Annotated in this window: 23 protein-coding genes and 2 pseudogenes; 15 read left to right on the top strand and 10 right to left on the bottom strand. The window is 73.3% G+C overall.

Going from position 1 to position 24503, the window contains the following annotated elements:
• Positions 1-47: 47 nt before the first annotated feature.
• A complete protein-coding gene (locus tag ACFV04_RS31560) occupies positions 48-2543 on the bottom strand; it encodes a Tex family protein (protein WP_380534183.1) in 2496 nt (831 codons plus the stop codon).
• A 167-nt stretch (positions 2544-2710) separates the two neighbouring features.
• Between ACFV04_RS31560 and ACFV04_RS31555 the strand changes: the two genes are divergently transcribed.
• Positions 2711-3109 (top strand): PPOX class F420-dependent oxidoreductase, encoded by a 399-nt coding sequence (locus ACFV04_RS31555; RefSeq protein ID WP_380347598.1) that lies wholly within the window; start codon positions 2711-2713, stop codon positions 3107-3109.
• Here the strand turns inward: ACFV04_RS31555 and ACFV04_RS31550 are convergent.
• A complete protein-coding gene (locus tag ACFV04_RS31550; protein ID WP_380534181.1) occupies positions 3096-3674 on the bottom strand; it encodes a hypothetical protein in 579 nt (192 codons plus the stop codon). The genes ACFV04_RS31555 and ACFV04_RS31550 overlap by 14 nt on opposite strands.
• Positions 3675-3748: 74 nt before the next feature.
• On the opposite strand from ACFV04_RS31550, the gene ACFV04_RS31545 reads away from it, so the two are divergent.
• The 6 genes and pseudogenes from ACFV04_RS31545 (at position 3749) to ACFV04_RS31520 (ending at position 7299) form a co-directional block, all read left to right on the top strand.
• Entirely contained in the window at positions 3749-4648 is a 900-nt protein-coding gene (locus ACFV04_RS31545; protein WP_380347596.1) for an aminoglycoside phosphotransferase family protein, read from the top strand.
• A 33-nt stretch (positions 4649-4681) separates the two neighbouring features.
• A pseudogene (locus ACFV04_RS31540) lies at positions 4682-4864 on the top strand (RidA family protein); the annotation flags it as partial.
• A 79-nt stretch (positions 4865-4943) separates the two neighbouring features.
• Positions 4944-5453 (top strand): DUF6232 family protein, encoded by a 510-nt coding sequence (locus ACFV04_RS31535; protein ID WP_380534179.1) that lies wholly within the window; start codon positions 4944-4946, stop codon positions 5451-5453.
• Complete coding sequence (locus tag ACFV04_RS31530) at positions 5453-5776, top strand: hypothetical protein (RefSeq protein WP_380347594.1); 324 nt, start codon at positions 5453-5455, stop codon at positions 5774-5776. The genes ACFV04_RS31535 and ACFV04_RS31530 overlap by 1 nt, the downstream gene beginning before the upstream one ends.
• A 136-nt stretch (positions 5777-5912) precedes the next feature.
• Positions 5913-6554: a TetR/AcrR family transcriptional regulator gene (locus ACFV04_RS31525; RefSeq protein ID WP_380347593.1), complete on the top strand. Its 642-nt coding sequence runs from the start codon at positions 5913-5915 to the stop codon at positions 6552-6554.
• Between the two features lie 10 nt (positions 6555-6564).
• The gene (locus ACFV04_RS31520; protein ID WP_380534176.1) at positions 6565-7299 is read left to right on the top strand and encodes a tyrosine-protein phosphatase; all 735 of its coding nucleotides are present in this window, start codon (positions 6565-6567) and stop codon (positions 7297-7299) included.
• Positions 7300-7393: 94 nt separating this feature from the next.
• Here the strand turns inward: ACFV04_RS31520 and ACFV04_RS31515 are convergent, their stop codons facing one another.
• Positions 7394-8338, bottom strand: a complete 945-nt coding sequence (locus tag ACFV04_RS31515) for a pentapeptide repeat-containing protein (protein WP_380347591.1) — start codon at positions 8336-8338, stop codon at positions 7394-7396.
• Positions 8339-8464: 126 nt separating this feature from the next.
• Between ACFV04_RS31515 and ACFV04_RS31510 the strand changes: the two genes are divergently transcribed.
• Entirely contained in the window at positions 8465-9118 is a 654-nt protein-coding gene (locus tag ACFV04_RS31510) for a GNAT family N-acetyltransferase (protein ID WP_380534174.1), read from the top strand.
• A 44-nt stretch (positions 9119-9162) separates the two neighbouring features.
• Here ACFV04_RS31510 and ACFV04_RS31505 read toward each other — a convergent pair whose 3' ends face one another.
• Complete coding sequence (locus ACFV04_RS31505; protein WP_380534172.1) at positions 9163-9948, bottom strand: SGNH/GDSL hydrolase family protein; 786 nt, start codon at positions 9946-9948, stop codon at positions 9163-9165.
• Between the two features lie 352 nt (positions 9949-10300).
• Positions 10301-10654 (bottom strand): annotated as a pseudogene (locus ACFV04_RS31500) (winged helix-turn-helix transcriptional regulator); the annotation flags it as partial.
• Positions 10655-10751: 97 nt separating this feature from the next.
• Between ACFV04_RS31500 and ACFV04_RS31495 the strand changes: the two are divergent.
• Positions 10752-11966, top strand: coding sequence for a pyridoxal phosphate-dependent aminotransferase (locus tag ACFV04_RS31495; protein WP_360259910.1), 1215 nt, complete (start codon positions 10752-10754; stop codon positions 11964-11966).
• Between the two features lie 18 nt (positions 11967-11984).
• Positions 11985-12317 (top strand): YnfA family protein, encoded by a 333-nt coding sequence (locus tag ACFV04_RS31490; RefSeq protein WP_380534170.1) that lies wholly within the window; start codon positions 11985-11987, stop codon positions 12315-12317.
• Between the two features lie 60 nt (positions 12318-12377).
• Here the strand turns inward: ACFV04_RS31490 and ACFV04_RS31485 are convergent, their stop codons facing one another.
• The 4 genes from ACFV04_RS31485 to ACFV04_RS31470 form a co-directional block, all read right to left on the bottom strand.
• Complete coding sequence (locus ACFV04_RS31485) at positions 12378-14045, bottom strand: fibronectin type III domain-containing protein (RefSeq protein WP_380347587.1); 1668 nt, start codon at positions 14043-14045, stop codon at positions 12378-12380.
• A 228-nt stretch (positions 14046-14273) separates the two neighbouring features.
• Positions 14274-14525, bottom strand: a complete 252-nt coding sequence (locus tag ACFV04_RS31480; protein WP_360259916.1) for a hypothetical protein — start codon at positions 14523-14525, stop codon at positions 14274-14276.
• Between the two features lie 116 nt (positions 14526-14641).
• Positions 14642-15070, bottom strand: a complete 429-nt coding sequence (locus ACFV04_RS31475) for a (2Fe-2S) ferredoxin domain-containing protein (RefSeq protein ID WP_360259918.1) — start codon at positions 15068-15070, stop codon at positions 14642-14644.
• A 275-nt stretch (positions 15071-15345) separates the two neighbouring features.
• Positions 15346-17001 carry an FAD-binding dehydrogenase gene (locus tag ACFV04_RS31470; protein ID WP_380347586.1) on the bottom strand — a complete coding sequence of 552 codons (1656 nt, stop codon included), beginning with the start codon at positions 16999-17001 and terminating at the stop codon, positions 15346-15348.
• A gap of 337 nt (positions 17002-17338) precedes the next feature.
• Here ACFV04_RS31470 and ACFV04_RS31465 point away from each other — a divergent pair, with 337 nt between their 5' ends.
• Positions 17339-18277, top strand: a complete 939-nt coding sequence (locus ACFV04_RS31465) for an SGNH/GDSL hydrolase family protein (RefSeq protein WP_380534167.1) — start codon at positions 17339-17341, stop codon at positions 18275-18277.
• 95 nt (positions 18278-18372) lie between these two features.
• On the opposite strand, the gene ACFV04_RS31460 is transcribed toward ACFV04_RS31465, so the two are convergent.
• On the bottom strand, positions 18373-19488 hold the full coding sequence (locus ACFV04_RS31460) for a HoxN/HupN/NixA family nickel/cobalt transporter (RefSeq protein WP_380534165.1): 1116 nt from the start codon (positions 19486-19488) through the stop codon (positions 18373-18375).
• 236 nt (positions 19489-19724) lie between these two features.
• Between ACFV04_RS31460 and ACFV04_RS31455 the strand changes: the two genes are divergently transcribed.
• From ACFV04_RS31455 to ACFV04_RS31440, 4 genes are all read left to right on the top strand, one after another.
• Complete coding sequence (locus tag ACFV04_RS31455) at positions 19725-20690, top strand: hydrolase (protein WP_380534163.1); 966 nt, start codon at positions 19725-19727, stop codon at positions 20688-20690.
• Positions 20691-20843: 153 nt separating this feature from the next.
• On the top strand, positions 20844-22697 hold the full coding sequence (locus tag ACFV04_RS31450) for a CocE/NonD family hydrolase (protein WP_380534161.1): 1854 nt from the start codon (positions 20844-20846) through the stop codon (positions 22695-22697).
• A 54-nt stretch (positions 22698-22751) separates the two neighbouring features.
• Positions 22752-23447, top strand: coding sequence for an aspartate/glutamate racemase family protein (locus ACFV04_RS31445; RefSeq protein WP_380534159.1), 696 nt, complete (start codon positions 22752-22754; stop codon positions 23445-23447).
• 189 nt (positions 23448-23636) lie between these two features.
• Positions 23637-24392, top strand: a complete 756-nt coding sequence (locus ACFV04_RS31440) for an alpha/beta hydrolase (protein WP_380534157.1) — start codon at positions 23637-23639, stop codon at positions 24390-24392.
• Positions 24393-24503: the final 111 nt, after the last annotated feature.

Raw genomic sequence — 24503 nt, 5'->3', positions numbered from 1 at the left:
GGTGGACGTGGTGTCCACCGGCCCCGCCGTCGTGCACCCGGATCCGGTCAGCGCCGGCCGGAGCGCCGGTCGCCCGAGCCGTCGCCGCCACCGGTCAGGCCGGCCCGGCGCAGCGCGTCCGCCATGGCACTGTTGGCCGGCGCCGCGCCGGCGGAGCCGCCACGGTCGCCCCGGTCACGACCGCCCTGGCCGCCGCGCCGGTCCTGGCCGCCCTGGCCGCCCTGACTGCCCTGACCGCCGCCGCGCCGCTCCTGACGCGGCGGACGGGCCTGCCGGTCGCCCCGGTCCCCGCGGTCGCCGCCCCGGTCGCCCCGGTCCCCGCGCTCGCGCCCGACCTCGTCGTCCAGCCGCAGGGTGAGCCCGATCCGCTTGCGCGGCACGTCCACCGAGACCACCCGGACCTTCACGATGTCGCCGGGCTTGACGACCTCGCGCGGGTCCTTCACGAAGGTCCTGGACAGCGCCGAGACGTGCACCAGCCCGTCCTGGTGGACGCCCACGTCCACGAAGGCCCCGAAGGCGGCGACGTTGGTGACCACGCCCTCCAGCACCATGCCGGCCTCCAGGTCGCCGATCTTGTCGACGCCCTCCTTGAAGGTCGCGGTGCGGAAGGCCGGGCGCGGGTCGCGGCCGGGCTTGTCGAGCTCGCCGAGGATGTCGGTGACGGTCGGGACGCCGAAGGTGTCGTCGGCGAAGTCCGCCGGGCGCAGCGCGCGCAGCCGCTCGCCGTTGCCGATCAGCTCCCGCAGCTCCCCGCCGGTCGCGGCGAGGATCCGGCGCACCACCGGGTACGCCTCGGGGTGCACGCTGGAGGCGTCCAGCGGGTCCTCGCCGCCGGGGATGCGCAGGAAGCCCGCGCACTGCTCGAAGGCCTTGGGGCCGAGCCGGGAGACGTCCTTCAGCTGCCTGCGGGTGCGGAACGGGCCGTTGGCGTCGCGGTGGGCGACGATGTTGTCGGCCAGCGTGCCGGTGATGCCGGAGACCCGGGTGAGCAGCGGCGCCGAGGCCGTGTTGACGTCCACCCCGACGGCGTTGACGCAGTCCTCGACCACGGCGTCCAGTGAGCGGGAGAGCTTCACCTCGCTCAGGTCGTGCTGGTACTGGCCGACGCCGATCGACTTGGGGTCGATCTTGACCAGCTCGGCCAGCGGGTCCTGCAGGCGGCGGGCGATCGAGACCGCGCCGCGGATCGACACGTCCAGCTCCGGCAGTTCCTGCGAGGCGAACGCGGAGGCCGAGTAGACCGAGGCGCCGGCCTCGCTGACCATCGCCTTGGTGAGCTTCAGCTCCGGGTGGCGCTTGATCAGGTCCTCGGCGAGCTTGTCGGTCTCCCGGGAGGCCGTGCCGTTGCCGATCGCCACCAGGTCGACGTCGTGCTTCTTCGCCAGCGCGGCGAGGGTGTTCAGGGCCGCGTCCCACTTGTTGGCGGGCTGGTGCGGGTAGATCGTGTCGTGGGCGACGACCTTGCCGGTGGCGTCCACCACGGCGACCTTCACGCCGGTGCGGAAGCCCGGGTCCAGGCCCATGGTGGCGCGGGTGCCGGCCGGGGCGGCGAGCAGCAGGTCGCGCAGGTTGGCGGCGAAGACGCGCACCGCCTCCTCCTCCGCCTCGACGCGCAGCCGGGCCCGCTGGTCGATGCCGAGGCGCACCAGGATCCGGGTGCGCCAGGCCCAGCGGACGGTGTCGCCGAGCCACTTGTCGGCGGGGCGGCCGCGGTCGGCGATGCCGAAGCGGGCGGAGATCCGCTGCTCGTAGTCGTTGGCGCCGGGCAGGTCGCCCTCGGACTCGCCGTCGTAGGGCGAGAGTTCGAGGTCGAGCACCTCCTCCTTCTCGCCGCGCAGCATCGCCAGGATGCGGTGCGAGGGGAGCTTGGTGAAGGGCTCGGCGAAGTCGAAGTAGTCGGCGAACTTGGCGCCGTCCTGCTCCTTTCCGTCGCGGACCGTGGCGACCACGCGGCCGCGGGTCCACATCCGCTCGCGCAGCGAGCCGACCAGGTCGGCGTCCTCGCCGAAGCGCTCGACCAGGATCGCCCGGGCGCCCTCCAGGGCCGCCGGGGCGTCCGCCACCGACTCGTTGAGGTAGCCGGCCGCGAGGGCCGCCGGGTCCTGGGCGGGGTCGGCGAGCAGGGTGTCGGCCAGCGGCTCCAGCCCTGCCTCGCGGGCGATCTGCGCCTTGGTGCGCCGCTTCGGCTTGAACGGGAGGTAGATGTCCTCCAGCCGGGCCTTGGAGTCCGCGGCGAGCACCCGGGCGCGCAGCGCGTCGTCCAGCTTGCCCTGGGACTCGATCGAGTCCAGGACGGCCGCCCGGCGCTCCTCCAGCTCGCGCAGGTAGCGCAGCCGCTCCTCCAGGCCGCGCAGCTGGGTGTCGTCGAGGGATCCGGTGGCCTCCTTGCGGTAGCGGGCCACGAAGGGCACGGTCGCGCCGCCGTCGAGCAGGTCGACGGCCGCCTTCACCTGCCCCTCGCGGACGCCCAGTTCCTCGGCGATCTTGCGCTCGATCGCGTGCTGGGCCTGCCGGGCCACCTGTTCGACTGGCGTGGTCACGAAGCCGGTCACCTTCTCCTTCAGTGCTTTCGCCGTACGCCCTGCATTCTGGCAGGTACCGGCGACGACGCCCGGCCGCACCCGTGCCGGCCGGGCGTGGCGCGCCCGGCCGGCGGCCCCAAGGAGGCTCAAGCGATGCCCAGTTGCGGCTCCCTAGGCTGGCGGGCATGGACACTCTGGACGCTGCCGCCGAGTTGGAGCGGCTCGCCGCCGCCAAGTACCTGCTGTTCACCACCTACCGGAGGAACGGCGCTCCGGTGGCCACCCCGGTCTGGGTCGCGCGGGACGGCGACGCGCTGGTCTTCACCACCGTGACGAAGACCGGCAAGGTCAAGCGCCTGCGCAACCGCCGGGACGTGCTGGTCGGCCCCAGTGACATCCGCGGCAACCTGCTCGGCCCGCAGGTCCCGGCCACGGCCGTGCTCGACCCGGTCCGGGCGCCCGCCTACCGCAAGCTGCTGCGGCGCAAGTACGGGCTGCTGTGCGCGATCGCGCTGACCGCGAACGTGCTGCGGTTCGGCAAGGACGGCACGATCGGGGTGCGGGTGCGGGTCACCCCAGCGTGAGCGATCCGCTGGGCCGGCCGTCGGCGGCCAGGCCGATCACCGTGGTCCGGCCGCCGGAGGTCAGTCTGACCCGGTCCGGCCCGTCCCAGGCGGCGTCGACCAGGTCGCCGTACGCGAAGTCCGCGTAGGCGATCTGCCAGCGGCGGGTGGTCAGTCCGGTGCCCTGGTCGACGTAGATCCGCTGGGCGGCGCTGAGCATCCCGGGCTCCTCCTGCCGGACGATCCGCCGGTCCGGCCGTTCCGGCGCGCCCTCCGTCCCGGTGACCTGCGGGGCGTCCAGGAACACCCACAGCGGCACCGTCCCCGCGGCCGTCAGCAGCACGCCGATGCCCAGGACCACCCGGATCCAGGCCCGCCAGGTGACGCAGTACAGCACCACCAGCAGCAGCGGCAGGGCGGCGGTGAACAGCAGCAGCGGCCGGTCGAGCCAGTCGCGCAGCACCAGCAGGCCGCCCGGGCGCCGGCTGAACCGTCCGACCGCGCCCAGCAGGGCGAGCAGTGTCAGCCCGGCCAGGGCCGCGTGCAGGGCCCGTCGTTCCCCCGCCGTCTGCTGCCCGATCACCATGTCGTCAGCCTAGGGGTCCACGCAGTTGGGGAATACGCCTGAACGGAAACGATCGGGGCGGTACGCTGCCGGGCATGTGCGCTGCCACCCGGATGCACCCCGACGAGCCGGTGGTCGACGCGGCCCTGGTACGGCGGTTGATCGCCGCCCAGTTCCCGCAGTGGGAGCGCCTTCCCATCACGCCGGTCGGCTCCGCCGGGGCGGACAACGCGATGTTCCGCCTCGGGCCCGAACTCGCCGTCCGGCTGCCCCGGGTGGAGTGGGCGGCCGGGAACGTCCGTCGGGAGCACCGCTGGCTGCCCGCGCTGGCACCGCGGCTGCCGCTGCCGGTGCCCGCCCCGCTCGCGGTCGGCCGGCCCGCCGCCGGCTACCCGTGGGAGTGGTCGGTGCTGCACTGGATCGACGGCGTCAACCCGGCGGTCGGCGTGCTCGCCGCACCCGACGCCCTGGCCCGCGACCTGGCCGGCTTCGTCAACGCCCTGCGCGCCGTCGACCCGGCCGACGCCCCGGCCGGTCACCGCAGCGCCCCGCTCGCCTCCCGGGACGGCTCGACCCGGGCGGCCATCGCCCAGCTCGCCGGCTCGATCGACACCGCGGCCGCAACCGCCCTGTGGGACAAGGCGCTCCGGGTGCCCGACTACGCCGGACCGCCGGTCTGGATGCACGGCGACCTCACCCCCGGCAACCTGCTGCTGTCCCGGACCGGCCGGCTCGCCGCCGTCATCGACTTCGCCCTGATGGGCGTCGGCGACCCGACCGCCGACCTGATCGCCGCCTGGAACCTGCTGCCCGCCACCGCCCGCCCCACCTTCCGTGCCGCCCTGCGCGCCGACGACGCCATGTGGGCCCGCGGCCGGGCCTGGGCCTTCTCCATCGCCCTGGTGACGATCCCCTACTACCGCCACACCGACCCGGCGCTGACCGCCAACGCCCGCCACGTCGTGCGCCAGGTGCTCGCCGACCGCAGCGTCTAGACGCCCGCCGGGCCCCTCCCGGAACACCTCGGCTTCGCCGACGTGGTCCGGGTGCGCTATCTGCTGCCCGAGCGTGCGGACTTCGAGCCCTGCCGGCCGGCCCTGCGCCGCTGCTTCGGCGACGCCCGACCGGCCGCCACGATGCAGGCGTGCGGGCTCGCCGACCCCCGGATGAGGATCGAGGTCGAGGTCACTGCCCGCCTGGCCGCGGCCTGACCCGTACGGATGATCCACCGTCACGATGTCGGTACCGGTTGCTATGGTGCTCCCGCCACTACGCTCAGGGGGAACGGACTTGGCCCGGAACGTGATCGACGTCAGCGTGAGCCGGCGGGTGCTGTGGATCGGTGGCGACGCGTACCCGTTGCAGCACATCGCCCGGGCGCGACAGTTGGTCTGGTGGCCGCCCAAGCGCTCGTGGACGATCATCCGGTTCGTCCGGCAGCTGTTCGGGCTGGTGTTCGCCACCGCCATCCTCGGCACCCTCGTCCGGAACTCGGTCGAGACGTCGCAGGCGGCGGTCCTCCCGGGGCTGTTGCTGCTCGCCGGCCTGGCCTTCATCACCTACCGTCTGGTCACCAGGCTGCGCCAGCGGGCGCTGTACAAGCTGGTCATCGAGACCTCCAACTCCTCGACCACTGCGGTGGTGAGCCATGACCCGCGGCAGATCGGCGACCTGATCCAGATGATCATGGAGGCGATCGACAACCCCCAGGCCGAGTTCGCCCTCCAGGTGGAGAACGTCCACATCGGCGACAAGATCAACCAGTACGGCGACCACAACATCGGGAAGCAGGTGGGCTGATGACCGGCAACATCCACTTCGGCGACTCCGTCACCCAGCACGGCGACCACAACATCGGCATCGTCAAGAACCAGGCCCCGGCCGACCCCCAGGCCGCGATGCGCGAACTCGTCGCCGCCGTGCACGCCCTGCGCGGACAGGTGCCGGCCGAGGACCGCGAGGTGCTGGACGAGTCGCTGGAGGCCCTCGGTGACGGCACCGCCACACCGCCGACCGTCCTGCGGCGCGCACTGCGGAACATCTCCGGCGTCGCCTCCCTGGTGACGGCGGGCGCCCCGGTGGTCGAGTCGATCCGCCGGATCCTGGAGTCGCTCGGCTCCTGAGGACCGGATGCCCGCGGGAACGACGGATCGGATGCGGGAACGGCGGACGCCGGGCAGCGGGCAGCGGGCAGCGGGCAGCGGCGGCAAGACCGGGTAAGAAACCTTCCCGAGTCAAGCGTCCTGTTAGCCTGACCCCATGAGCGGACTGCGCGAGCGCAAGAAGGAGCAGACCCGGCGGGCCATCTCGGAGGCCGCCATCGCCCTCTTCCTGGAGCACGGCTTCGACCGGGTGTCGGTGGCGGAGGTCGCGGCGGCCGCCGAGGTCTCCAAGCCGACACTGTTCTCCTACTTCCCCAGCAAGGAGGATCTGGTCGTCCACCGCTTCGCCGACCACCAGGAACAGGCGGCGGAGGTCGTCCGCACCCGGCTCCCCGGCGAGCCCGTGATCGAAGCCCTGCTCCGCGACTTCCTGACCGGCCTCACCCGGCGCGACCCCGTCACCGGCCTCAACGACCACCCCGCCGTGCTCGCCTTCACCGCCCTGGTCCACGGCACCCCCAGCCTGGCCGCCCGGGTCGGCGAGTACGTGGCCCGTGCCGAACGGTCCCTGGCCGACGCCCTGCGCGAGACCCCCGACCTCCCCGAGCCCCGCGAGCTCTCCGCCGCACTGCTCGCCGCCCAGGTCACCGCCACCCAGCGGGTCCTCGCCCTGCACAACTGGCGCCGCATCCAGGACGGCGGCCGCACCGCCGACGACCTGCACGCCGAGGCGGCCGGCGACGCCACCCGCGCCTTCGACCACCTCGCCCACGGCTACGGTCCGCCCACCGCTGGCTAGAGTGCCGCACATGACAACGCGTCACCACGCCTTCGATGCCCTGCACAACTTCCGCGACCTGGGCGGCTATCCGGCCGCCGGGGGACGGTCCGTCCGGTGGGGCCTGCTCTACCGCTCCGACTCGCTCGGCAAGCTCGCCTCGCCCGCCGACCTCGACCGGCTCCGGGCACTCGGTGTCCGCACCGTGATCGACCTCCGCTACCCCTGGGAGATCGCCGCCAAGGGCCGGATGCCCGACGTGGCCGGGGTGGAGTACCACAACCTCTCCATCGAGCACCGCCCGTACGACCAGGCCGAGATCGACCCCGAGCTCGACCCCTGGCGCTACCTCGCCGACCGCTTCGCCGAGGTCGCCGAGGACGGGGTGAAGGAGATCCGCCAGGTCCTCGACGTGATCACCGACGCCGACGCCCCGGTGGTCTTCCACTGCGCCTCCGGCAAGGACCGCACCGGGCTCGTCGCCGCCCTGCTGCTCACCCTGCTCGGCGTCGCCGAGGACGACATCGCCGCCGACTTCGCCCTCACCGAACTCGCCACCGCGCACTTCGTCGCCGAGTGGCACGCCGCCCACCCCGGCCGCACCCTGCGCTGGCCCGGCTACGGCCGCGCACCGGAGGCCGTCATCCGCCTCACCCTCGCCGACCTGGCCGCCCGCCACGGCTCCGTCGAGGGCTACCTCACCGGCACCCTCGGCATCAGCCGCGACCGGATCGACGCCCTGCGCACCCGGCTGCTGACCGACTGAGCCGCACCGCGCGCGGGAGACCGGCCGCCCCGGCCCAGCGGCCTCCCGGCCCCTGATCCCTGATCCCTGATCCCTGCCCTCGTGGCCTCGCGGCCTAGCGGCGGCGCCCCCGGGCCGGACGGCCGTCACCCTTGCCGGCCGCGGCGCCCGGCCGTGCACCCGACCGGGGCTTCGCCGCCCGGCCCGCCGCCGGCGCCGCCGTGGCGGGCCAGTGGGCGGGCCGGGTGAGGCCGGCCGGGAGGCGGGTGGCGGCGTCGCCGCGGGCGGCGTGCAGCTGGGCCTGGGTGAGGTAGAGGGCCGTGCTGAGGTCGGCGCCGGCCAGGTCGGTGTCGCGCAGGTCGGCGCCGATCAGGTCGGCCAGGCGCAGGTCGGCGCCGGAGAGGTCGGCGGCCACCAGGAGCGCCCCGCGCAGGTTGGCCCCCTGCAGGTCGGCGCCGCGCAGCCGGGCGCCGAAGAGGTCCCCGCCGCGGTGCTCGCGGCGGCGCGGGACGGCGGCGCGGACGAGTTCGCTCGCGCGCAGCAGGAGGTCGCTGACGCGCCGGCGGTGGGCCGGGACGTCGACGGCGAGGATCTCCTCGGGGGTGCCGCCGGCCAGCCGGTCGGTCTCCTCCAGGGCCTGCCGCAGGTCGGCGTGGACGGAGCGGGCGGGTTCGAAGGTGAGCGCCTCGGTGAGGTAGCGGAGGAGTTCGTGCAGCTGCCGCACGACCGGGAAGACCTCGAACATCGGCCCGGCGCTGTCCGGCTCCTCGCGCCAGCTGCGGCCGCCGAAGGTCACCTGGGAGACCCGCTGCCCGGCGCCGAAGCAGTCGTAGACGGTGCAGCCCTGGAAGCCGCTGTCGCGCAGCCGGGCGTGGATGCCGCAGGTGAAGTCGGTCCGCAGGTTGCGGCAGGGGCTGCCGGCGGCCTTGTTCACGGCGAAGTCGGTGCCGGCCGAGAACGGCAGGGCGACGCAGCAGAGCCCGAAGCAACTGCCGCAGTCGGACCGGAGCGGGGTCGGTTCGGCCGCCGTGGGGTCCTGCGGCGGCTCGGTCTCGCGCACGTTCCGGGTCCTTCCAGCCGGGCGCCGGTGCGACGCCGTGGTCCGGGAAATCCTACTGGGCAGACCCCCCGCAGCGCCGGTAAGGTATCCATGACAGGAGAGACCATTACACGGGGGGTACGCGCCATGCAGGAACCGGGCATCAGGGAGCTGGTCCGGATGTGGATCTCGGGCTGGGCCGTCTCGCGCGGCTCCGCCGAGCCGGTGGACCAGCCCTGGGGCTGGACCATCGACGTCGGCGCGCCGGTCGGCGAGGTGGGCCGGCACGTGCTGCCCGAGCCGACCGAGACCGAGGTCCGCAAGATCGCCGCGGACACCACCGCGCCGACCACCTGGCTGAAGCTCTTCGCCGAGGACGCCACCGTCCGCCCCTGGCTGGGGCCGCAGTGGCGGCTGGACGCGCCTGGCTTCCTGATGAGCGTCCCGCTCGCCCCCGAGCGGCCCGAGCCCCCGGCCGGTTTCACCGTGACCACCTGGGAGCGCGGCGGCGTCCTCCGGGTCCTGGTGCGCACCGGTGCCGGGCACCTCGCGGCACGCGGCCAGGCGGGCCTGGCCGGCCCGGTGGCCGTCCCGGACCAGATCACCACCGCGCCGGAGTTCCGCCGCCGGGGCCTGGGCGTCCTGGTGATGCGTACGCTGCAGGCCGCCGCGTACGAGCGGGGCGCGCGCACCGGCGTGCTGGTCGGCACGCCGGAGGGGCAGGCGCTCTACACCGCGCTCGGCTGGACCACCCACGCCCCGATGGCGAGCCTCGTCCTGGAGCCGACGGACAGTCACTGACCGCCCGGGGACGGGCGCGGCCGAGCCCCCGGTCCGGCCTGGGGCTACGAGTACGGCAGCAGCTCGGCCCGCTTCGGCGGGCGGCCGTCGCCGGAGGAGCGGCCGGTCAGGCGGCGGCCGATCCAGGGGCCGAGGTGGGTGCGCAGCCAGCGGGCGTCGGCGCGCATCCGTTCGGCGCGACCGGGCGGGGCGGCGGCGGGCAGCGGGGCGCGCCAGTCGAAGGAGGCGGGGCGGCCGAGGGCTTCCAGGACGCCTTCGGCGACCCGCCGGTGGCCCTCCGGGGAGAGGTGCAGCCGGTCCTCGGCCCACAGCCGGCGGTCGTCGAAGCAGGGTGCGGAGAAGAGGTCGACGACGGCGAAGCCGTCCTGGGCGCCCAGCTCCTGCACGAAGGCCTTCATCCTCAGGATGGTGGGCAGCAGCCGGGCGCCGCCCGCCATCCTGCGGGTGGGGTCGGTGCTGGTGAACAGGACGACGGTGGCGCCGGTGGCCCGCAGTTCGCGGGCGCAGTCCCCGAGCAGCCGCTCGACCCGGTCGATGTCGCAGCCGGGGCGCAGCACGTCGTTGAGGCCGCCGGCGAGGGTGACCAGGTCGGCGCCCATGGCGGCGGCGGGGGCGAGCTGCTCGTCGTGGATCTGGCCGATGAGCTTGCCGCGGACAGCGAGGTTGGCGTACCGGAAGCCGCCGTCCGCGCGTTCCGCCGCCAGCGCCGAGGCGACCCGGTCGGCCCAGCCGCGGTAGTGGCCGTCGGGCAGCAGGTCGTCGCACATGCCTTCGGTGAAGGAGTCGCCGAGGGCGACGTAGTCGGCGTAGCTGCGGTGGGTGGTGGGCACGGGCTGGCCTCCGCTCTCCTGGGACGGCGTCGCGGTCCGACGATCGTACGTGTGCGCCTGCGCGGCCCTGCGGCGAGGCCCCTGACCTCGGCGCTCATCGCACACCGACCGTTCGTTTATCGGCCCGCGCCATCCTGGGGTCACGGGGCGGCGGCCGGCGACGGGGGCCTTGCCGCCGCCCCGTTCGCCGCTCCGGCCGCTCCGGCCGCTCCGCCTGTGCCGCCCGCGCCCCCGGGCCACCCGAGTCGCCCGGGTCGCCGGCACCGCCGAGTGCGTGCACCGTCCGTGGCGCACCGTCCGTGGCGCGTCAGCCCTCGACGGGCGCCGACGCGTCCTCCGTCTTCCGGGGCGTGAACCAGTGCTCGCGCACGGCGTCGGTGGGCCGCTGCTCGCCGAGGGCGGCCAGGCCCCACTCACCCAGCGCCTCGATGACCGGGCGCAGTTCGCGGCCGCGCCCGGTCAGCTCGTAGACCGTCGCGTTGGCCGGGCGTTCCAGCCGCCGCCTGGTGACCAGTCCTTCGCCCTCCAGCTGCTTGAGCCGGCCGGCCAGGATGTCGGTGGAGACCCCGGGCAGGTCGGCGTGCAGGTCGGTGTAGCGGCGCGGACCGTCGAGGAGTTCACGGGCGATCAGGAGGCTCCAGCGCTCCCCCACCGCGTCCAGGGCGCGGGCGACGGCGCAGTACTGGTCGTAGCTTCGGCGTGACATGTCGATCAGCATAGCCAAAAGGTTGGACTTTCCAAGTGCCAACTTGGTAGAACAAAGTGGAAGCAGCGGAGCGGTGGTGACGGTCGGGAGGCCACAGATGGAGTTTCGGCAGTCCAGCAAGCTGAATGACGTGTGCTACGAGATCCGCGGGCCGGTGGTCGACCAGGCCAACGCCCTGGAGGAGGCCGGGCACACGGTGCTGCGGCTGAACACCGGCAACCCCGCCCCGTTCGGCTTCGAGGCGCCCGAGGAGATCGTCCAGGACATCATCCGCAACCTGCCGAAGGCGCACGGCTACAGCGACTCGCGCGGCATCCTGCCGGCCCGCCGCGCCGTGGTGCAGTACTACCAGCAGCGCGGGGTCCAGGGCGTCGGCGTCAACGACGTCTACCTCGGCAACGGCGCCTCCGAGCTGATCCAGATGGCCGTCACCGCGCTGGTGGACGACGGCGACGAGGTGCTCGTGCCGATGCCCGACTACCCGCTCTGGACGGCCGTGGTCCGGCTGGCCGGCGGAAAGGCCGTGCACTACCTGTGCGACGAAGGGGCCGAGTGGTACCCGGACCTGGACGACATCGCCGCCAAGATCACCGCCCGCACCAAGGCGATCGTCGTCATCAACCCCAACAACCCCACCGGCGCGGTCTACCCGAAGGAACTGCTGGAGGGCATCCTCGACCTGGCCCGCCGCCACCAGCTGATGGTCCTCGCCGACGAGATCTACGACAAGATCCTCTACGACGGCACCGAGCACCACTGCCTGGCCGCGCTCGCCGACGACGTGCTCACCCTCACCTTCAACGGCCTCTCCAAGTCCTACCGGGTGGCCGGCTTCCGCAGCGGCTGGCTGGTCGTCTCCGGTCCCAAGCAGCACGCCACCGACTACCTGGAGGGCCTCACCATGCTCTCCGGCATGCGGCTGTGCCCCAACGTGCCCGCCCAGTTCGCCGTCCAGGCCGCGCTCGGCGGCCACCAGTCCATCAACGACCTGGTGCTGCCCGGCGGCCGGCTCACCGAACAGCGCGACATCGCGGTCCGGGCGCTCAACGAGATCCCCGGCGTCAGCTGCGTCAAGCCCAAGGGCGCCCTGTACGCCTTCGCCAAGCTGGACCCGGCGGTGCACCGGATCGTCGACGACGAGCAGTTCGTGCTGGACCTGCTGCTGCGCGAGAAGATCCACGTCGTCCAGGGCACCGGCTTCAACTGGCCCCGCCCGGACCACTTCCGCTTCGTCACCCTGCCCCGGGCCGACGACCTGGAGACGGCCATCAACCGGATCGGCCGCTTCCTGGCGACGTACCGCCAGGGCTGAACACCTACGCTCGGCCTCATGACCGTCCTGCGCTCCGTCGCCCTGTTCGCCCTCGCCGCGCTCGCCGAGATCGGCGGCTGCTGGCTGGTCTGGCAGAGCGTGCGCGAGCAACGGCCCTGGTGGCTCGCCGGGTTGGGCGTGGTGGCGCTCGGCGCCTACGGCTTCGTCGCGGCCCTGCAGCCGGACAGCCAGTTCGGCCGGGTGCTGGCCGCGTACGGCGGGGTGTTCGTGGCCGGCTCGCTGGCCTGGGGCGTGGTGGCGGACGGCTTCCGGCCGACCCGCTACGACGTCGCGGGCGCGCTGATCTGCCTGGCCGGGGTCGCCGTCATCATGTACGGGCCCCGGCGCTGAACGCGCCGGTGCCCCGGTGTCGGAGGAACCGACGCCGGGGCACCGTCACGACCGCCGGGACTACCAGCCCCAGCCGCCGCCCTCGCCGTCGTCGTCGCGGTTCGAGTCCCAGCCCTCGCCGACCTTGCGCAGGATCGAGTAGTTGTCGATCTGCGTGCCGTCCTCGGCCAGCGCGGTGACCTTCATGACCGACTTCTGGCCCAGGTGGGCCGGGGTGACGTCGACCTTGATGAAGGAGTAGCCGGTGTAGCGCACCCGCGACCACTGGATGGTCTCGGGGGTCTTCACCCGGCCCTTGCTCCAGTAGTAGGTGGTGACCTCGTCCTGGTGGTTCTCGTGCCCCTCGTAGGTGTCCGGCACGTCGAACTTGTACAGGCTGCGGCCGGCCGCGCCCGCGGTCACGTAGACCACGCCGTCCTTCTCGGGCTCGATGGTGGCGCCGCTCGGCACCTGCTTCGAGACCTTGTTGCCCAGGATGGCGTCGGTGCGCTCGTAGATGTGGTTGTGGCCGTTGATGACCAGGTCCACGCGGTACTTCTCGAACAGCGGCACCCAGGCCTCGCGGACGCCGCCCTCGGAGGCGTGCGCGACGGTGGTGGAGAAGGCGCAGTGGTGGAAGAAGACCACGACGAAGTCGATCGTCTCGTCGTTCCGCAGGTCCTTGAGGGTGCGCTCCAGCCACTTGGTCTGCTTGCCCGCCGAGAGGCCCAGGTTGGCCGGGATCTCGTAGGAGACGTCGTTGGCGTCCAGGGAGATGACGCCGACGTTCTTGTAGCGGAAGGTGTAGACGCCGGGGACGTTGCGCGGGTCCGGACCGTTGTTCGGCAGGAAGAAGCGGGTGTTCTCGCCGCCGTAGCCGTTGGGCGAGTACCAGGCCTCGACGTCGTGGTTGCCGTAGGCGACCATCCACGGGATCTCGGCGGCGACCGTCTCGGTCTGGACCAGGAAGTCGTCCCAGGTCTTCGCGTTGAAGACGGACTTGTCCGGGTCGGTGCCGGAGCCGGCCGGGTCGGCGTAGCAGATGTCGCCGGCGTGCAGGTGGAAGGCCGGCTTCTGCGCCTTGATGACGTGGTCGTTGCCCGCCGCGTGCGCGCTGACGCCCTGGTCGCCGAAGGCGGTGAAGGTGAACGGCTCGTACACCTTGCCCCAGCGGTGGTCGCGGGAGGGCGCGGTGCGGAAGGTGTGCAGGGTGGAGATCTGCTGCTGCGAGGCGGGGTCGAAGCCCTCGTGGCCGACACCGTAGTAGTAGGTGGTGTCGGGGTGCAGGTCCTCCAGCGCCACGTGCAGGTAGTACTGGTCCACCGGCTGGCCGGTGGGGGTCAGCGCCGGGGTGTGCAGCGCGCGGACCTCGGCCTGGACCTTGTGGCTGAGCTCCCACGGGGTCTTGCCGAAGCGCAGGAACGGCTTCTTGACCGGCGCCGGGACCTGCCAGGAGACGCGGAACTGGGTGTCCGGCTCGGGGCCGAACTGGAGGTGGCGGCCGACCGGCGCGACCAGCGCGCCGTCGATGCCGTCCGTCGTGCCGCCCGTCAGCAGCTGCGGGCCGGCCGGCGCCGCGAAGGCGGTGCCGCTGCCCAGGGCGCCGCCGACGGCGACGGCGCCGACGGTCACGGCGCCGGCGCGCAGCATCCGGCGGCGGGAGTAGCGGGCCCGCAGGTACTCGTGCTGCTCGGCCGTGCTCATGCGGTCGGCGAGCTTGGCCGGCACGCCCATCTTGGGGATATCCATGCGCGGGACTCTGTCAGCGGCTCGTGGATCGCACACGGACGCGCGGTGAACGGGCCGCAGCGTATCCCCCATTCGAACGCCAATGTTCGACCATGGCTTGGCAAAGGACGCGTCCGCGGCCACCCGACCCCGGATCATGACCCCGGTCCGTCACGTCACCTGAGGGAGCGTCGACGGAGCCCCTTCCGGCGGGCGCGGGGTTCCGGAGGGCCAGGAGGGTCAGGAGGGTCAGGAGGGATCGTCCCACCGCGTGGGGGCCCGGTTGCCGGTGCCGTCGCAGGTGCGGCAGATCTCGTCCCGGTAGGCGTGCTTGGTGCCGCCCGCGTCCACCCGGTAGCGCACGTACACGCCGGTGCCGTCGCACAGGAAGCAGTTGCCGCCCCCGCCGCCCACCTCGGTGGTACCGGTGCCCTGGCAGGTCCGGCAGTTGAGGCCGGCGGTCCGGCCGGTGCCCGCGCAGATGCGGCAGACCGTCGTCATCGTCTTCCTCCCTCGCGCGGAACGGCTCGACGCCACCGGTCATGGTAGTGGCGCGGGCTCCCCTGCCACCCCGGGACGGGTATCTGACGATGCGTCAGGCGACCCGGGCGCGACCGCTACTCCGGCAGGCCCTCGCGGACCCGGCGGGACACCGAGATCAGCTGGAGGTCGAGCAGGCCGGGCGGATCGGCGAGGCCGGGGCCGCCCGCGCGCACCCAGGCGGCTATGTCGTCGATCATCTCGTCCATCAGCACGAAGCCGAGCCACACCGGCCGTCCGCCCGCGGCCCGCCCCTCGCTGGAGGGGCCGACCACCACCACGTTGGACTGGGAGCACACGTCCAGGCACTTCACGGCACGGACCCGGCCCGCCGGGCCCACCGCCGTCCGCAGCCGCTCGTACTGCCCCGCGTGGTCCACCCCGGGGTGCTTCGCCTCGGTGCCGCAGCAGCAGCCGCGGCAGACGGTGACGGTCACCGGGGAACCGGCGCCCCGCTTCCGGTCGTGGTCCCGGGCGCCGTCGCGGTCGCGGTCTCGGCGGCTCATCGGTCCTGGTACCCCTCGTCGTCGGCGGCGCGCTCTGCACCCGCACTGTACCCGCCGGTCAGGGGGCGCCCGCCAGGCCCTTGGGATGCGCACGGTTCACGAGCACGGCGAAGGGGGGCGGGGCGGATGCCGAGAGGGAGGGGCCGGGCCCCGTGGGCGTCGGTGGCCACGGGGGCGCGGGCCTCCTGTGCATCGCGGTCGGGTCCGCCGCGATCGGCTCCCGGCCCGACACCGGGGACGGACAGCAGGGCACCGGCACCCCCGGCAACGGGCCGCTACCCCACGGCCCGTGCCACGGCCCGGCCCGCGGTGCGGCCCGAGAACAGGCACCCGCCGAGGAACGTCCCCTCCAACGAGCGGTAGCCGTGCACGCCCCCGCCGCCGAAGCCCGCGGCCTCGCCCGCCGCGTAGAGCCCGGGCAGCACCTCCCCGTCGGGCCGCAGCACCCGCGAGGACAGGTCCGTCTCCAGGCCGCCCAGCGACTTGCGGGTGAGGATGTTGAGCCGGACGGCGATCAGCGGGGCGGCGTCCGGGTCGAGGATCCGGTGCGGGGCGGCTGTGCGGACGAGCTTGTCGCCGAGGTAGCGGCGGGCGCCGTGGATGGCGGTGACCTGGAGGTCCTTGGCGAAGGGGTTGGCCAGCTGCCGGTCGCGGTCCTCGACGGTGCGGCGCAGCGCGTCCGGGTCGATCAGCGGCTCGCGGGTCTTGGCGTTCATACCCCGGGCGAGGTCGGCGAGGTTGCCCGCGATGACGAAGTCCCGTCCGTGCCGGAGGTGGCCGCGGACCGGCCCGGTGGCGCCGGGCAGGGCACGGCGGAGGACGCCGCGCACGGACTTCCCGGTCAGGTCGGGGTTCTGCTCGGAGCCGGAGAGGGTGAACTCCTTCTCGATGATGCGCTGGTTCAGCACGAACCAGGTGTACCCGTACCCGGTGGACATGATGTGTTCGAGCGTCCCGAGGGTGTCGAAGCCGGGGAACAACGGGACGGGCAGCCGTCGGCCGCGCGCGTCCAGCCAGAGCGAGGACGGGCCGGGCAGGATCCGGATGCCGTGCCGGGCCCAGATCGGGTCCCGGTTCTCGATGCCCTCGGTGTAGTGCCACATCCGGTCGCCGTTGATCAGGCTGGCCCCGGCCGCGCCGGCGATCCCCAGCATCAGGCCGTCCACGTGTGCGGGCACGCCGGAGAGCAGTGTGGCGGGCGGGGTGCCGAGCCGGGCGGGCCAGGCCCCGCGGACCAGGTCGTGGTTGCCGCCGATGCCGCCCGAGGTGACCACCACGGCTTGGGCGCGCAGGTCGAAGTGCCCGGCGACCGTGCGGGAGCTGGCCTCGCCCCGGGCGGCCGGGCTCGGCTCCAGCACTTCGCCGGTGACGGTGTCGACGGCGCCCGCGGTGGCGGCCAGTCCGGTGACGCGGTGCCGGAAGCGCAGGTCGACCAGGCCGCGCGCGGCGGCGTCGCGGACCCGGCGGAGGAAGGGTTCGAGCAGCCCGGGGCCGGTGCCCCAGGTGATGTGGAAGCGCGGCACCGAGTTGCCGGGCCCGTCGGCGAGGAGGCCGCCGCGCTCGGCCCAGCCGACCACCGGGAAGAACCGCACGCCCATCCCGTGCAGCCAGGACCGCTTCTCGCCCGCCGCGAAGTCCACGTAGGCCTCGGCCCAGCGGCGGGGCCAGGCGTCCTCGGGGCGGTCGAAGCCGGCCGTGCCGAGCCAGTCCTGCCAGGCGAGGGCGTGCGAGTCGCGGATCCGCATCCGGCGCTGCTCGGGCGAGTCGACCAGGAAGAGGCCGCCGAAGGACCAGTGCGCCTGTCCGCCGAGCGAGGCCGCCGGTTCCTGGTCGAGCAGGATCACCTTCCGTCCGGCGTCGGCGAGTTCGGCGGTGGCGGCGAGGCCGGCGAGTCCCGCTCCGATGACGATGACGTCGGCGTCCAGGGCCATGCGCAGTCCTCCGTCGCGGCTCGCGGTGGCGACGGGCCGGGGGGCGCGCCGTCGCGGTGCGCCCGATACTGCGGCCTGCGGTGACGTCCGGTCAACCGCCGGTCGGCCCGTGGGTGACAAGTGCGTGCGTGAATTCCGCTCCATGGCGTTTCGGAAATACCTCCGATACACGGTGGAGCGAAATTCGAAATGTGAGCGGAGCCCATCTGACGGAATTTCGGCAATTTCCGCGCAAACCATGGACGGCCGCGAAACCTGGCAGTAACTTACCTGCGAGTAGCTGTGGCCCGGCTCGGCATGACCCCCCACCCGTCGTTTCTCTCCCCCAGGAGGAACCGTGCTCCGCCCTGCCCGGAAATCCCGGCACCTCCGGAATTCCACCGCGCTCGCCGCAGTCGCCCTCGGCGCTGCCCTGGCGCTCACCTCCACCACCGCCCAGGCCGCCACGCCCGCCCCGAAGCACTACGTGGCGCTCGGCGACTCCTACGCCGCGGGCGCCGGCGTGCCCGGCCAGTCCGCCGGACTCTGCCTGCGCTCCGACCGCAACTACGGCCACCTGGTGGCCGGCGCCCTCAAGGCCGGCACCTACACCGACGTGACCTGCTCCGCCGCCAAGATCAAGGCGATGACGCAGCCCCAGTACGACGCGTTCATCCGGGTCAACGACCCGCAGTTCGACGCCCTGACCGCCGACACCGACCTGGTCACCCTCGGGATCGGCGGCAACGACCTCGCGGCCAGCGACCTCGGCCTCGGCGAACTGGTCGCCACCTGCATCGCCGGCGCGGTCGTCAACCCGCTCGGCACGCCCTGCAAGGACGTCTACCACCACGGCTACTGGGACTGGAGCACGTGGTCCTGGCGGTACGGGAACGACGACCTGGCCGAGCGGATCGGCTCCACCATCACCCCGCAGATCGCCACCACCCTCCGGCAGATCCACGCCAAGGCCCCCAACGCCAAGGTGCTGCTGGTCGGCTACCCGTCCGTGCTGCCCGCCGACGGCTCGACGTGCGTGCTGCGCCAGCCGGTGACGCCGGGCGACGTCGAGTACATGTACGGCGTGCTCACCAAGCTGAACTCCGCCCTGCGGTCCACCGCGGCGGCGAACGGCGCGACGTACGTGGACACCGCGACGCCGACGGTCGGGCACGACGTCTGCTCGGACGACCGCTGGATCGAGGGCGCGCTGCCCGGCTCGCCCGCCGTGCCGTTCCACCCGAACGCGACCGGCGAGAAGGCGATGGCGGACGCGGTGCTCGCCGCCCTGCGCTAGCCGGGCCCGACGGCCCCGCGCCGCACGGCCCCGGAAAGCCCCGAGGGGCCGGTGACCAGACCCCGGTCACCGACCCCTCGGTCCGTCCCCGGACGCTACTCGGACTTCGCGGAGGCGGCGGAGGCGGCGGCGGCGGCCAGCCCGGCCGACCACTTCTCCTCGACGTTGCCGAATTTCCAGTAGGCGATCGCCGCCGCCCAGGTGAGCACGAACAGCCCGACGATCGCGTAACCGACGAAGTTGAGGTCCAGTCCGCCGACCCAGGCGATCGGCCCGCTGGTGATGTCCAGCTTCTCGCCGAGCAGGCCGATCAGCTCGATCGAGCCGATGACCAGCGCGACCAGCACCGACAGGCCGGTGACGGTCAGGTTGTAGTAGATCTTGCGGACCGGCTTGGAGAACGCCCACTCGTAGGCGAAGTTCATGAACGAGCCGTCGATGGTGTCCAGCAGGCTCATCCCGGCCGCGAACAGGATCGGCAGCGTGAGCAGCGCGTACCAGGGCAGCGAGAAGGCCGCCGCGCCGCCCGCGAGCACCAGCAGGGACACCTCGGTGGCGGTGTCGAAGCCCAGGCCGAACAGCAGGCCCACCGGGTACATGTGCCAGGGCTTGGTGACGGCCCTGGTCACCCGGCCGAGGATGCGGTTCATCAGGCCGCGCCGCTCCAGCTGGCGCTCCAGCTCGTCCTCGTCGTACTCGCCCTCGCGCATCCTGCGGAAGACCTTGAGGATGCCGTTGAAGGCGCCCAGGTTGATCAGGCCGAGCAGCAGCAGGAAGGTGCCGGACACGGTGACGCCGATCAGGCCGGTCATCTCGTGCAGCGTCGAGTCGTCGGACTCCACCTGGCCGGCCAGCGAGCGGATGCCGAAGGCCAGCAGCGCGCAGAGGCCGAAGACGATCGAGGAGTGCCCGAGCGAGAACCAGAAGCCGACCGACAGCGGCCGCTTGCCCTGGCCCATCAGCTTGCGGGTGGTGTTGTCGATGGCGGCGATGTGGTCGGCGTCGAAGGCGTGTCGCATGCCGAGGGTGTAGGCGGTGAGGCCCATGCCCGCGCCGAACACCTGCCCGCCGACGGTGTAGTGCTCGGGCGCGACCAGCGCGAGCAGGGTGAACCAGCCGATGACGTGCAGCGCGAGGATGAACCCGCCCATTCCGGCCAGGCGGATCCACTCCTCACGGGTGAGCCGGTCGCGCCAGCGAGGGGCGGTCATCGTGGTGTCCTTTCGGTGGAGCGGGGAGAGCTGGGCCATCTTTCCGCCTGGGCGCGCGCAGTTGCAAGTCATACGCAATTACAGCTTGGTCTCCACCCACCCCGAGATCACCACGCTCCGTACAGGACTTCGTCACCTTCCGGGACTACCTCCGGCCGCTCTACGCGCGGATACTCCAGTTCCACGCGCGAAAACTCGGGCACCGAACACCTCAACTCCCCACGGAGGAACGGCACATGACGATCCGTATCCGAACTGTCGCGGCCCTCTCCGGCGCGGCCCTGCTCGCGGCCGGCCTCACCACCCTCGCCCCGGCCGCCACCGCCGCCCCCACGTCGGCCACCAGCACGTCGGCCACCACCGCGACCGGCGCCACCCCGCACCGGGTGCTGTTCGACAACAGCAAGGCCGAGACCGCCGGCAACGCCGACTGGATCATCAGCACCAGCCAGCCCGACCCGCTCGCCCAGAACGCCAACCCCACCACCGAGAAGAGCTGGACCGGCGCACTGTCCGCCTGGGGCGTCGCCCTGCAGAAGACCGGCCAGTACAGCCTCAAGACCCTCCCGTCCGGCTCGACCATCACCTACGGCACCGGCGGCGCGCTCGACCTTGCCAACTTCGACACCTTCGTCGTCCCGGAGCCCAACATCCGGTTCAGCACGGCCGAGAAGACCGCGATCATGAAGTTCGTCCAGAACGGCGGCGGGCTCTTCCTGGTCTCCGACCACAACAACAGCGACCGCAACAACGACGGCTGGGACTCGCCGAAGATCATCAACGACCTGCTGACCAGCAACGGGGTGAACAACAACGACCCGTTCGGCTTCTCGGTCGACCTGCTCAACATCACCACCGACAACCCGCGCGCCGTCAACGACGCCGCCGACCCCGTCCTGCACGGCCCCTTCGGCACCGTCACCGGCTCGATCCTGCGCAACGGCACCACCTTCACCCTCAAGCCCGCCGACAACCCGTCGGTCAAGGGCCTGGTCTACCGGACCGGCTACAGCGGCAACACCGGCGCCTTCTTCGTCACCAGCACCTTCGGCTCGGGCCGGGTCGCGATCTGGGGCGACAGCTCACCGATCGACGACGGCACCGGCCAGTCCGGCAACACCCTGTACAACGGCTGGGACGACCCGGCCGGCACCGACGCCGCCCTCGCCCTCAACGCCACCGCCTGGCTGAGCAAGGCGTAACCGCCGCAGCGCACTCATCAGGAAAACGGGCGGCACCTCCCCTAGGGTCGGAATGCCGACGCCCGCGGCGCGCACGTACGGAGCGAGCCCCCGTACCGCGTGCGCCGCGGGCCCGCCGGCCCCCACCCGGCCCGGGATCCGATGGGAGCGGCCATGCCGTCCTACCCCTTCCACACCACCCGCGAGGACGTCCGCATCCCGCTGCCCGACGGCACGCACCTGGCCGCCCGCCTGTGGCGGCCCGTCGTCGACGAGCCCGTCCCCGCGCTGCTGGAGTACTCCGGCGACCGCCTCACCGACCGGACCGCCGCCGAGGACGCCCGCCGCCACCCCTGGTACGCCGGCCACGGCTACGCCGCCCTGCGGGTCGACACCCGCGGGCACGGCAACTCCGGCGGCACCCCCGGCGAACCCGGCGGCGAACAGGAGCTGACCGACGGCGCCGTGGTGGTCGACTGGCTCGCCCGCCGCCCCTGGTCCACCGGCCGGATCGGCCTGCTCGGCGTCGGCGCCGCCGGCACCACCGCGCTGCGCCTCGCCGCCCGGGCACCGGACACCGTCGGCGCCGCCGTCACCGCCTGCCCCGAGGGCGGCCACCGGCTCGGCGGCGCCGTGCTCGCCGCCGACCTGCACACCCGGCTCACCGCCCTGGTCGCCGACGCCGCCCTGCCGCCGGACCCGCGCCACGTCGGCGACGCCTGGCGCGGTCGCTGGCTGACCCGGCTGGAGTCCCTGGAGCCGCCCGTCGACACCTGGCTCGCCGCCGGCGAGACGACCGTGCCGGTCCCGGTGCCCACCCTCGCGCTCGCCGGCTGGGGCGACCCGTCCTGCTCCTTCGTGCTGCGCCTGCTCGCCGAGTCCCCCACCGCGCGCGCCCTGATCGGCCCCTGGCCGCACGGCCTGCCCGAGGACGCCCTGCCGGAGACCCTGCGCTGGTGGGACCACTGGCTGCGCGGCGTCGACACCGGTGCCACCAGGGAACCCGCCCTGCGCAGCTGGATCAGCACCCGCTGGACCGGCGACGACGCCTGGCCCTCCCCCGACGTCCGCGAGATCCACTACGGCCTCGACGGGCCGCTGCGCACCGCCGGCACCGCCTCCGACGACCGCTACGTCCACGTCCGCTCCCCGCAGCACACCGGCCTCAACGCCGGCGCCTACGTCCCGCACGGACGCCCCGCCGACCAGCCGCCCGACCAGCGCGAGGAGGACGGCCGCTCGGTCTGCTTCGACTCCCAGCCGCTGCCCGAGCCGGTCGAACTGCTCGGCGCACCGACCGTGCGGCTACGGCTGCGGGACGGCGGGCCGGCCCCGCTGGTGGCGGTCCGGCTCTGCGCGGTCGGCCCCGACGGCACCTCGGAGCTGGTCACCCGGGGCGTGCTGGTCGCCGACGGACCGGACGCCGAGGTGGAACTCGCGGCCTGCGCCCGGACCTTCCCGGCCGGACACCGGCTGCGGCTCGCCTTCTCCTCCGTCTACTGGCCGTGGGTGTGGCCCCCGGCGGAGGCCGCCGGGTACGCCCTCGACCCGTCGCGCTCCGCACTGAGCCTGCCCGTCCGCCACCTCGCCGCGGACATCGGCTCCGCACCCGTCTCCCTGGAGGCCCCCTCGCTGCCCGAACCGCTCGACGTCCACCTCACCGAGCCGCTCACCGCCCGGCCCGAATACCTCACCGTGCACGACATCGGCCGCCACGAGTGGCGCACCGAGCTCTCCCCCGCGACCGACGGGACCCGCACCCACCCCGACGGCCTGGTCCGCGACGAGCACACCGTGACCGCCTACCGCGTCCTCACCGACGCCCCGCTCAGCGCCCAGGCCCGCACCGACCGCACCGTCCGGCTGGAGCGGCCCGACATCGGCTGGGACGTCACCGTCCAGACCCGCGCCCAACTGCGCTGCGACGCGGGGCATTTCCTCAGCATCGTGCAGCTGCGCGCACTGGAGGCCGGGTCGGTGGTGTTCGCCCGCGAGTGGCAGCACCGGGTGCCCCGGGAGAGGCAATAAAAGATATCCTTATATATTTGCCTATGTTCTTGGCTTTGCCTTATAAATGACCGCATGAAGACCCTGGGCCTGATCGGCGGCATGAGCTGGGAATCCACCGCCGAGTACTACCGGCTGATCAACGAACTCACCCGCGACCGCCTCGGCGGACTGCACTCCGCCCGGCTCGTCCTCCACTCGGTCGACTTCGCCGAGATCGAGCAGCTGCAGGCCGCCGGACGCTGGGAGGAGGCCGGACAGGTCCTGGCCGGCGCCGCCCGGTCCCTGGAGGCGGCGGGCGCCGACCTCCTGCTGATCTGCACCAACACCATGCACAAGGTCGCCGACCAGGTCGAGGCGGCCGTCTCCGTCCCCCTGCTGCACCTCGCCGACGCCACCGCGGACGCCGTCCGGGCCGCCGGACTGCGCCGGGTCGGACTCCTCGGGACGGCGTTCACCATGGAACAGGACTTCTACCGCGGACGGCTGGCGTCCGGCGGCCTCGACGTCCTCGTCCCGGACGCCGGTGCGCGCGCCATGGTCCACCGGGTGATCTACGAGGAACTGTGCGTCGGCGTGGTCCGGGAGGAGTCCCGGGCCGCCTACCGGGAGGTGATCGGGGACCTGGTCGCCGCCGGCGCGCAGGGGATCGTCCTCGGCTGCACCGAGATCGAACTGCTGGTCCGTCAGGCCGACAGCCCGGTCCCGGTGTTCCCCACCGCCCGGCTGCACGCACAGGCCGCCGTGGCCGCCGCCCTCGACGGCCGGTGACGGGAAAGGAGGTTGCGCGCACGGCACGTCGGAATGCATGATCTCCCCCGACCGAGACACCGTCAGAGGAGGTGAGACCCGTGAAGTCCGTACCGACGTGGGTGCTCCCCCTGCTTGTCACGGTCGGCGACTGACACAGCCGTCGCCGGGAGCGCCCGGACATTCCGCGCTCCCGAAAGGCAACACGCCATGCACTCTCTCCAGTTCACCGCCGATTCCGCCACGAACGGCATGCGCGAACGCGACTTCACCGTGGGCGGCGTCCCCGGAGTCCTCTGGTCGCCGGCCTCCGGCACCGGCCGCGCACCCCTCGTCCTGCTGGGCCACGGCGGCGGCAACCACAAGAAGCACCCGGCGATGAGCGGCCGCGCCCGGCTCCTCGTCGAGGGCCACGGCTACCACGTCGCCGTCCTCGACGCCCCCGGCCACGGCGACCGGCCGCGCACGGCGCACGACGAGGCCGAGATCGCCGAACTGTTCCGCGCACGGGCGGCCGGCGAACCCGAAGGCCCGATCGTCGTCCGCTACAACGACCACCTGGCGGAACTCGCCGTACCCGAGTACCGGGCCGCCCTGGACGCCCTCCAGCAGCTCCCCGAGATCGGCACCGACGGCCCGGTCGGCTACTTCGGCATCAACATGGGCACCGCGATCGGCATCCCCTTCGTCGCCGCCGAGCCCAGGATCACCGCCGCGGTCTTCGGCCAGCACTGGCCCGACGTCCTCGCCGAACCGGCCGGGCGGATCACCATCCCGGTCGAGTTCGACCTGCAGTGGGACGACGAGCACATCTCCCGCGAGGACGGACTCGCCCTGTTCGACGCCTTCGCCTCGACGGAGAAGTCCCTGCACGTGAACGCGGGCCGGCACAAGGAACTGCCCCGCTTCGAAGCCGACAGCGCCGCCCGGTTCCTCGCCCGCCACCTCGGCCGGCCCGCCGGCTGACCCGCGCCCCGGGCGCCCCGCCACCCGCCCGGCGCCCCCCCCCCCCCCCCCCCCGCCCGGACCCCTCCCTCGGGTACAAGCACCATAAACGACGGCAGGAACACCCCCGGG

It is taken from the genome of Kitasatospora sp. NPDC059599 (genome assembly GCF_042735125.1).
GTDB lineage: Bacteria > Actinomycetota > Actinomycetes > Streptomycetales > Streptomycetaceae > Kitasatospora.
This window is presented reverse-complemented; position numbering and strand designations above follow the sequence as displayed.

Bases quoted from the DNA above. Each gene is read 5' to 3' on its own strand.
- ACFV04_RS31555 (WP_380347598.1), top strand. From the start codon at position 2,711: ATGGACACTCTGGACGCTGCCGCCGAGTTGGAGCGGCTCGCCGCCGCC.
- ACFV04_RS31550 (WP_380534181.1), bottom strand. From the start codon at position 3,674: ATGGTGATCGGGCAGCAGACGGCGGGGGAACGACGGGCCCTGCACGCG.
- ACFV04_RS31545 (WP_380347596.1), top strand. From the start codon at position 3,749: ATGTGCGCTGCCACCCGGATGCACCCCGACGAGCCGGTGGTCGACGCG.
- ACFV04_RS31530 (WP_380347594.1), top strand. From the start codon at position 5,453: ATGACCGGCAACATCCACTTCGGCGACTCCGTCACCCAGCACGGCGAC.
- ACFV04_RS31525 (WP_380347593.1), top strand. From the start codon at position 5,913: ATGAGCGGACTGCGCGAGCGCAAGAAGGAGCAGACCCGGCGGGCCATC.
- ACFV04_RS31520 (WP_380534176.1), top strand. From the start codon at position 6,565: ATGACAACGCGTCACCACGCCTTCGATGCCCTGCACAACTTCCGCGAC.
- ACFV04_RS31510 (WP_380534174.1), top strand. From the start codon at position 8,465: ATGCAGGAACCGGGCATCAGGGAGCTGGTCCGGATGTGGATCTCGGGC.
- ACFV04_RS31495 (WP_360259910.1), top strand. From the start codon at position 10,752: ATGGAGTTTCGGCAGTCCAGCAAGCTGAATGACGTGTGCTACGAGATC.
- ACFV04_RS31490 (WP_380534170.1), top strand. From the start codon at position 11,985: ATGACCGTCCTGCGCTCCGTCGCCCTGTTCGCCCTCGCCGCGCTCGCC.
- ACFV04_RS31485 (WP_380347587.1), bottom strand. From the start codon at position 14,045: ATGGATATCCCCAAGATGGGCGTGCCGGCCAAGCTCGCCGACCGCATG.
- ACFV04_RS31480 (WP_360259916.1), bottom strand. From the start codon at position 14,525: ATGACGACGGTCTGCCGCATCTGCGCGGGCACCGGCCGGACCGCCGGC.
- ACFV04_RS31475 (WP_360259918.1), bottom strand. From the start codon at position 15,070: ATGAGCCGCCGAGACCGCGACCGCGACGGCGCCCGGGACCACGACCGG.
- ACFV04_RS31470 (WP_380347586.1), bottom strand. From the start codon at position 17,001: ATGGCCCTGGACGCCGACGTCATCGTCATCGGAGCGGGACTCGCCGGC.
- ACFV04_RS31460 (WP_380534165.1), bottom strand. From the start codon at position 19,488: ATGACCGCCCCTCGCTGGCGCGACCGGCTCACCCGTGAGGAGTGGATC.
- ACFV04_RS31455 (WP_380534163.1), top strand. From the start codon at position 19,725: ATGACGATCCGTATCCGAACTGTCGCGGCCCTCTCCGGCGCGGCCCTG.
- ACFV04_RS31450 (WP_380534161.1), top strand. From the start codon at position 20,844: ATGCCGTCCTACCCCTTCCACACCACCCGCGAGGACGTCCGCATCCCG.
- ACFV04_RS31445 (WP_380534159.1), top strand. From the start codon at position 22,752: ATGAAGACCCTGGGCCTGATCGGCGGCATGAGCTGGGAATCCACCGCC.
- ACFV04_RS31440 (WP_380534157.1), top strand. From the start codon at position 23,637: ATGCACTCTCTCCAGTTCACCGCCGATTCCGCCACGAACGGCATGCGC.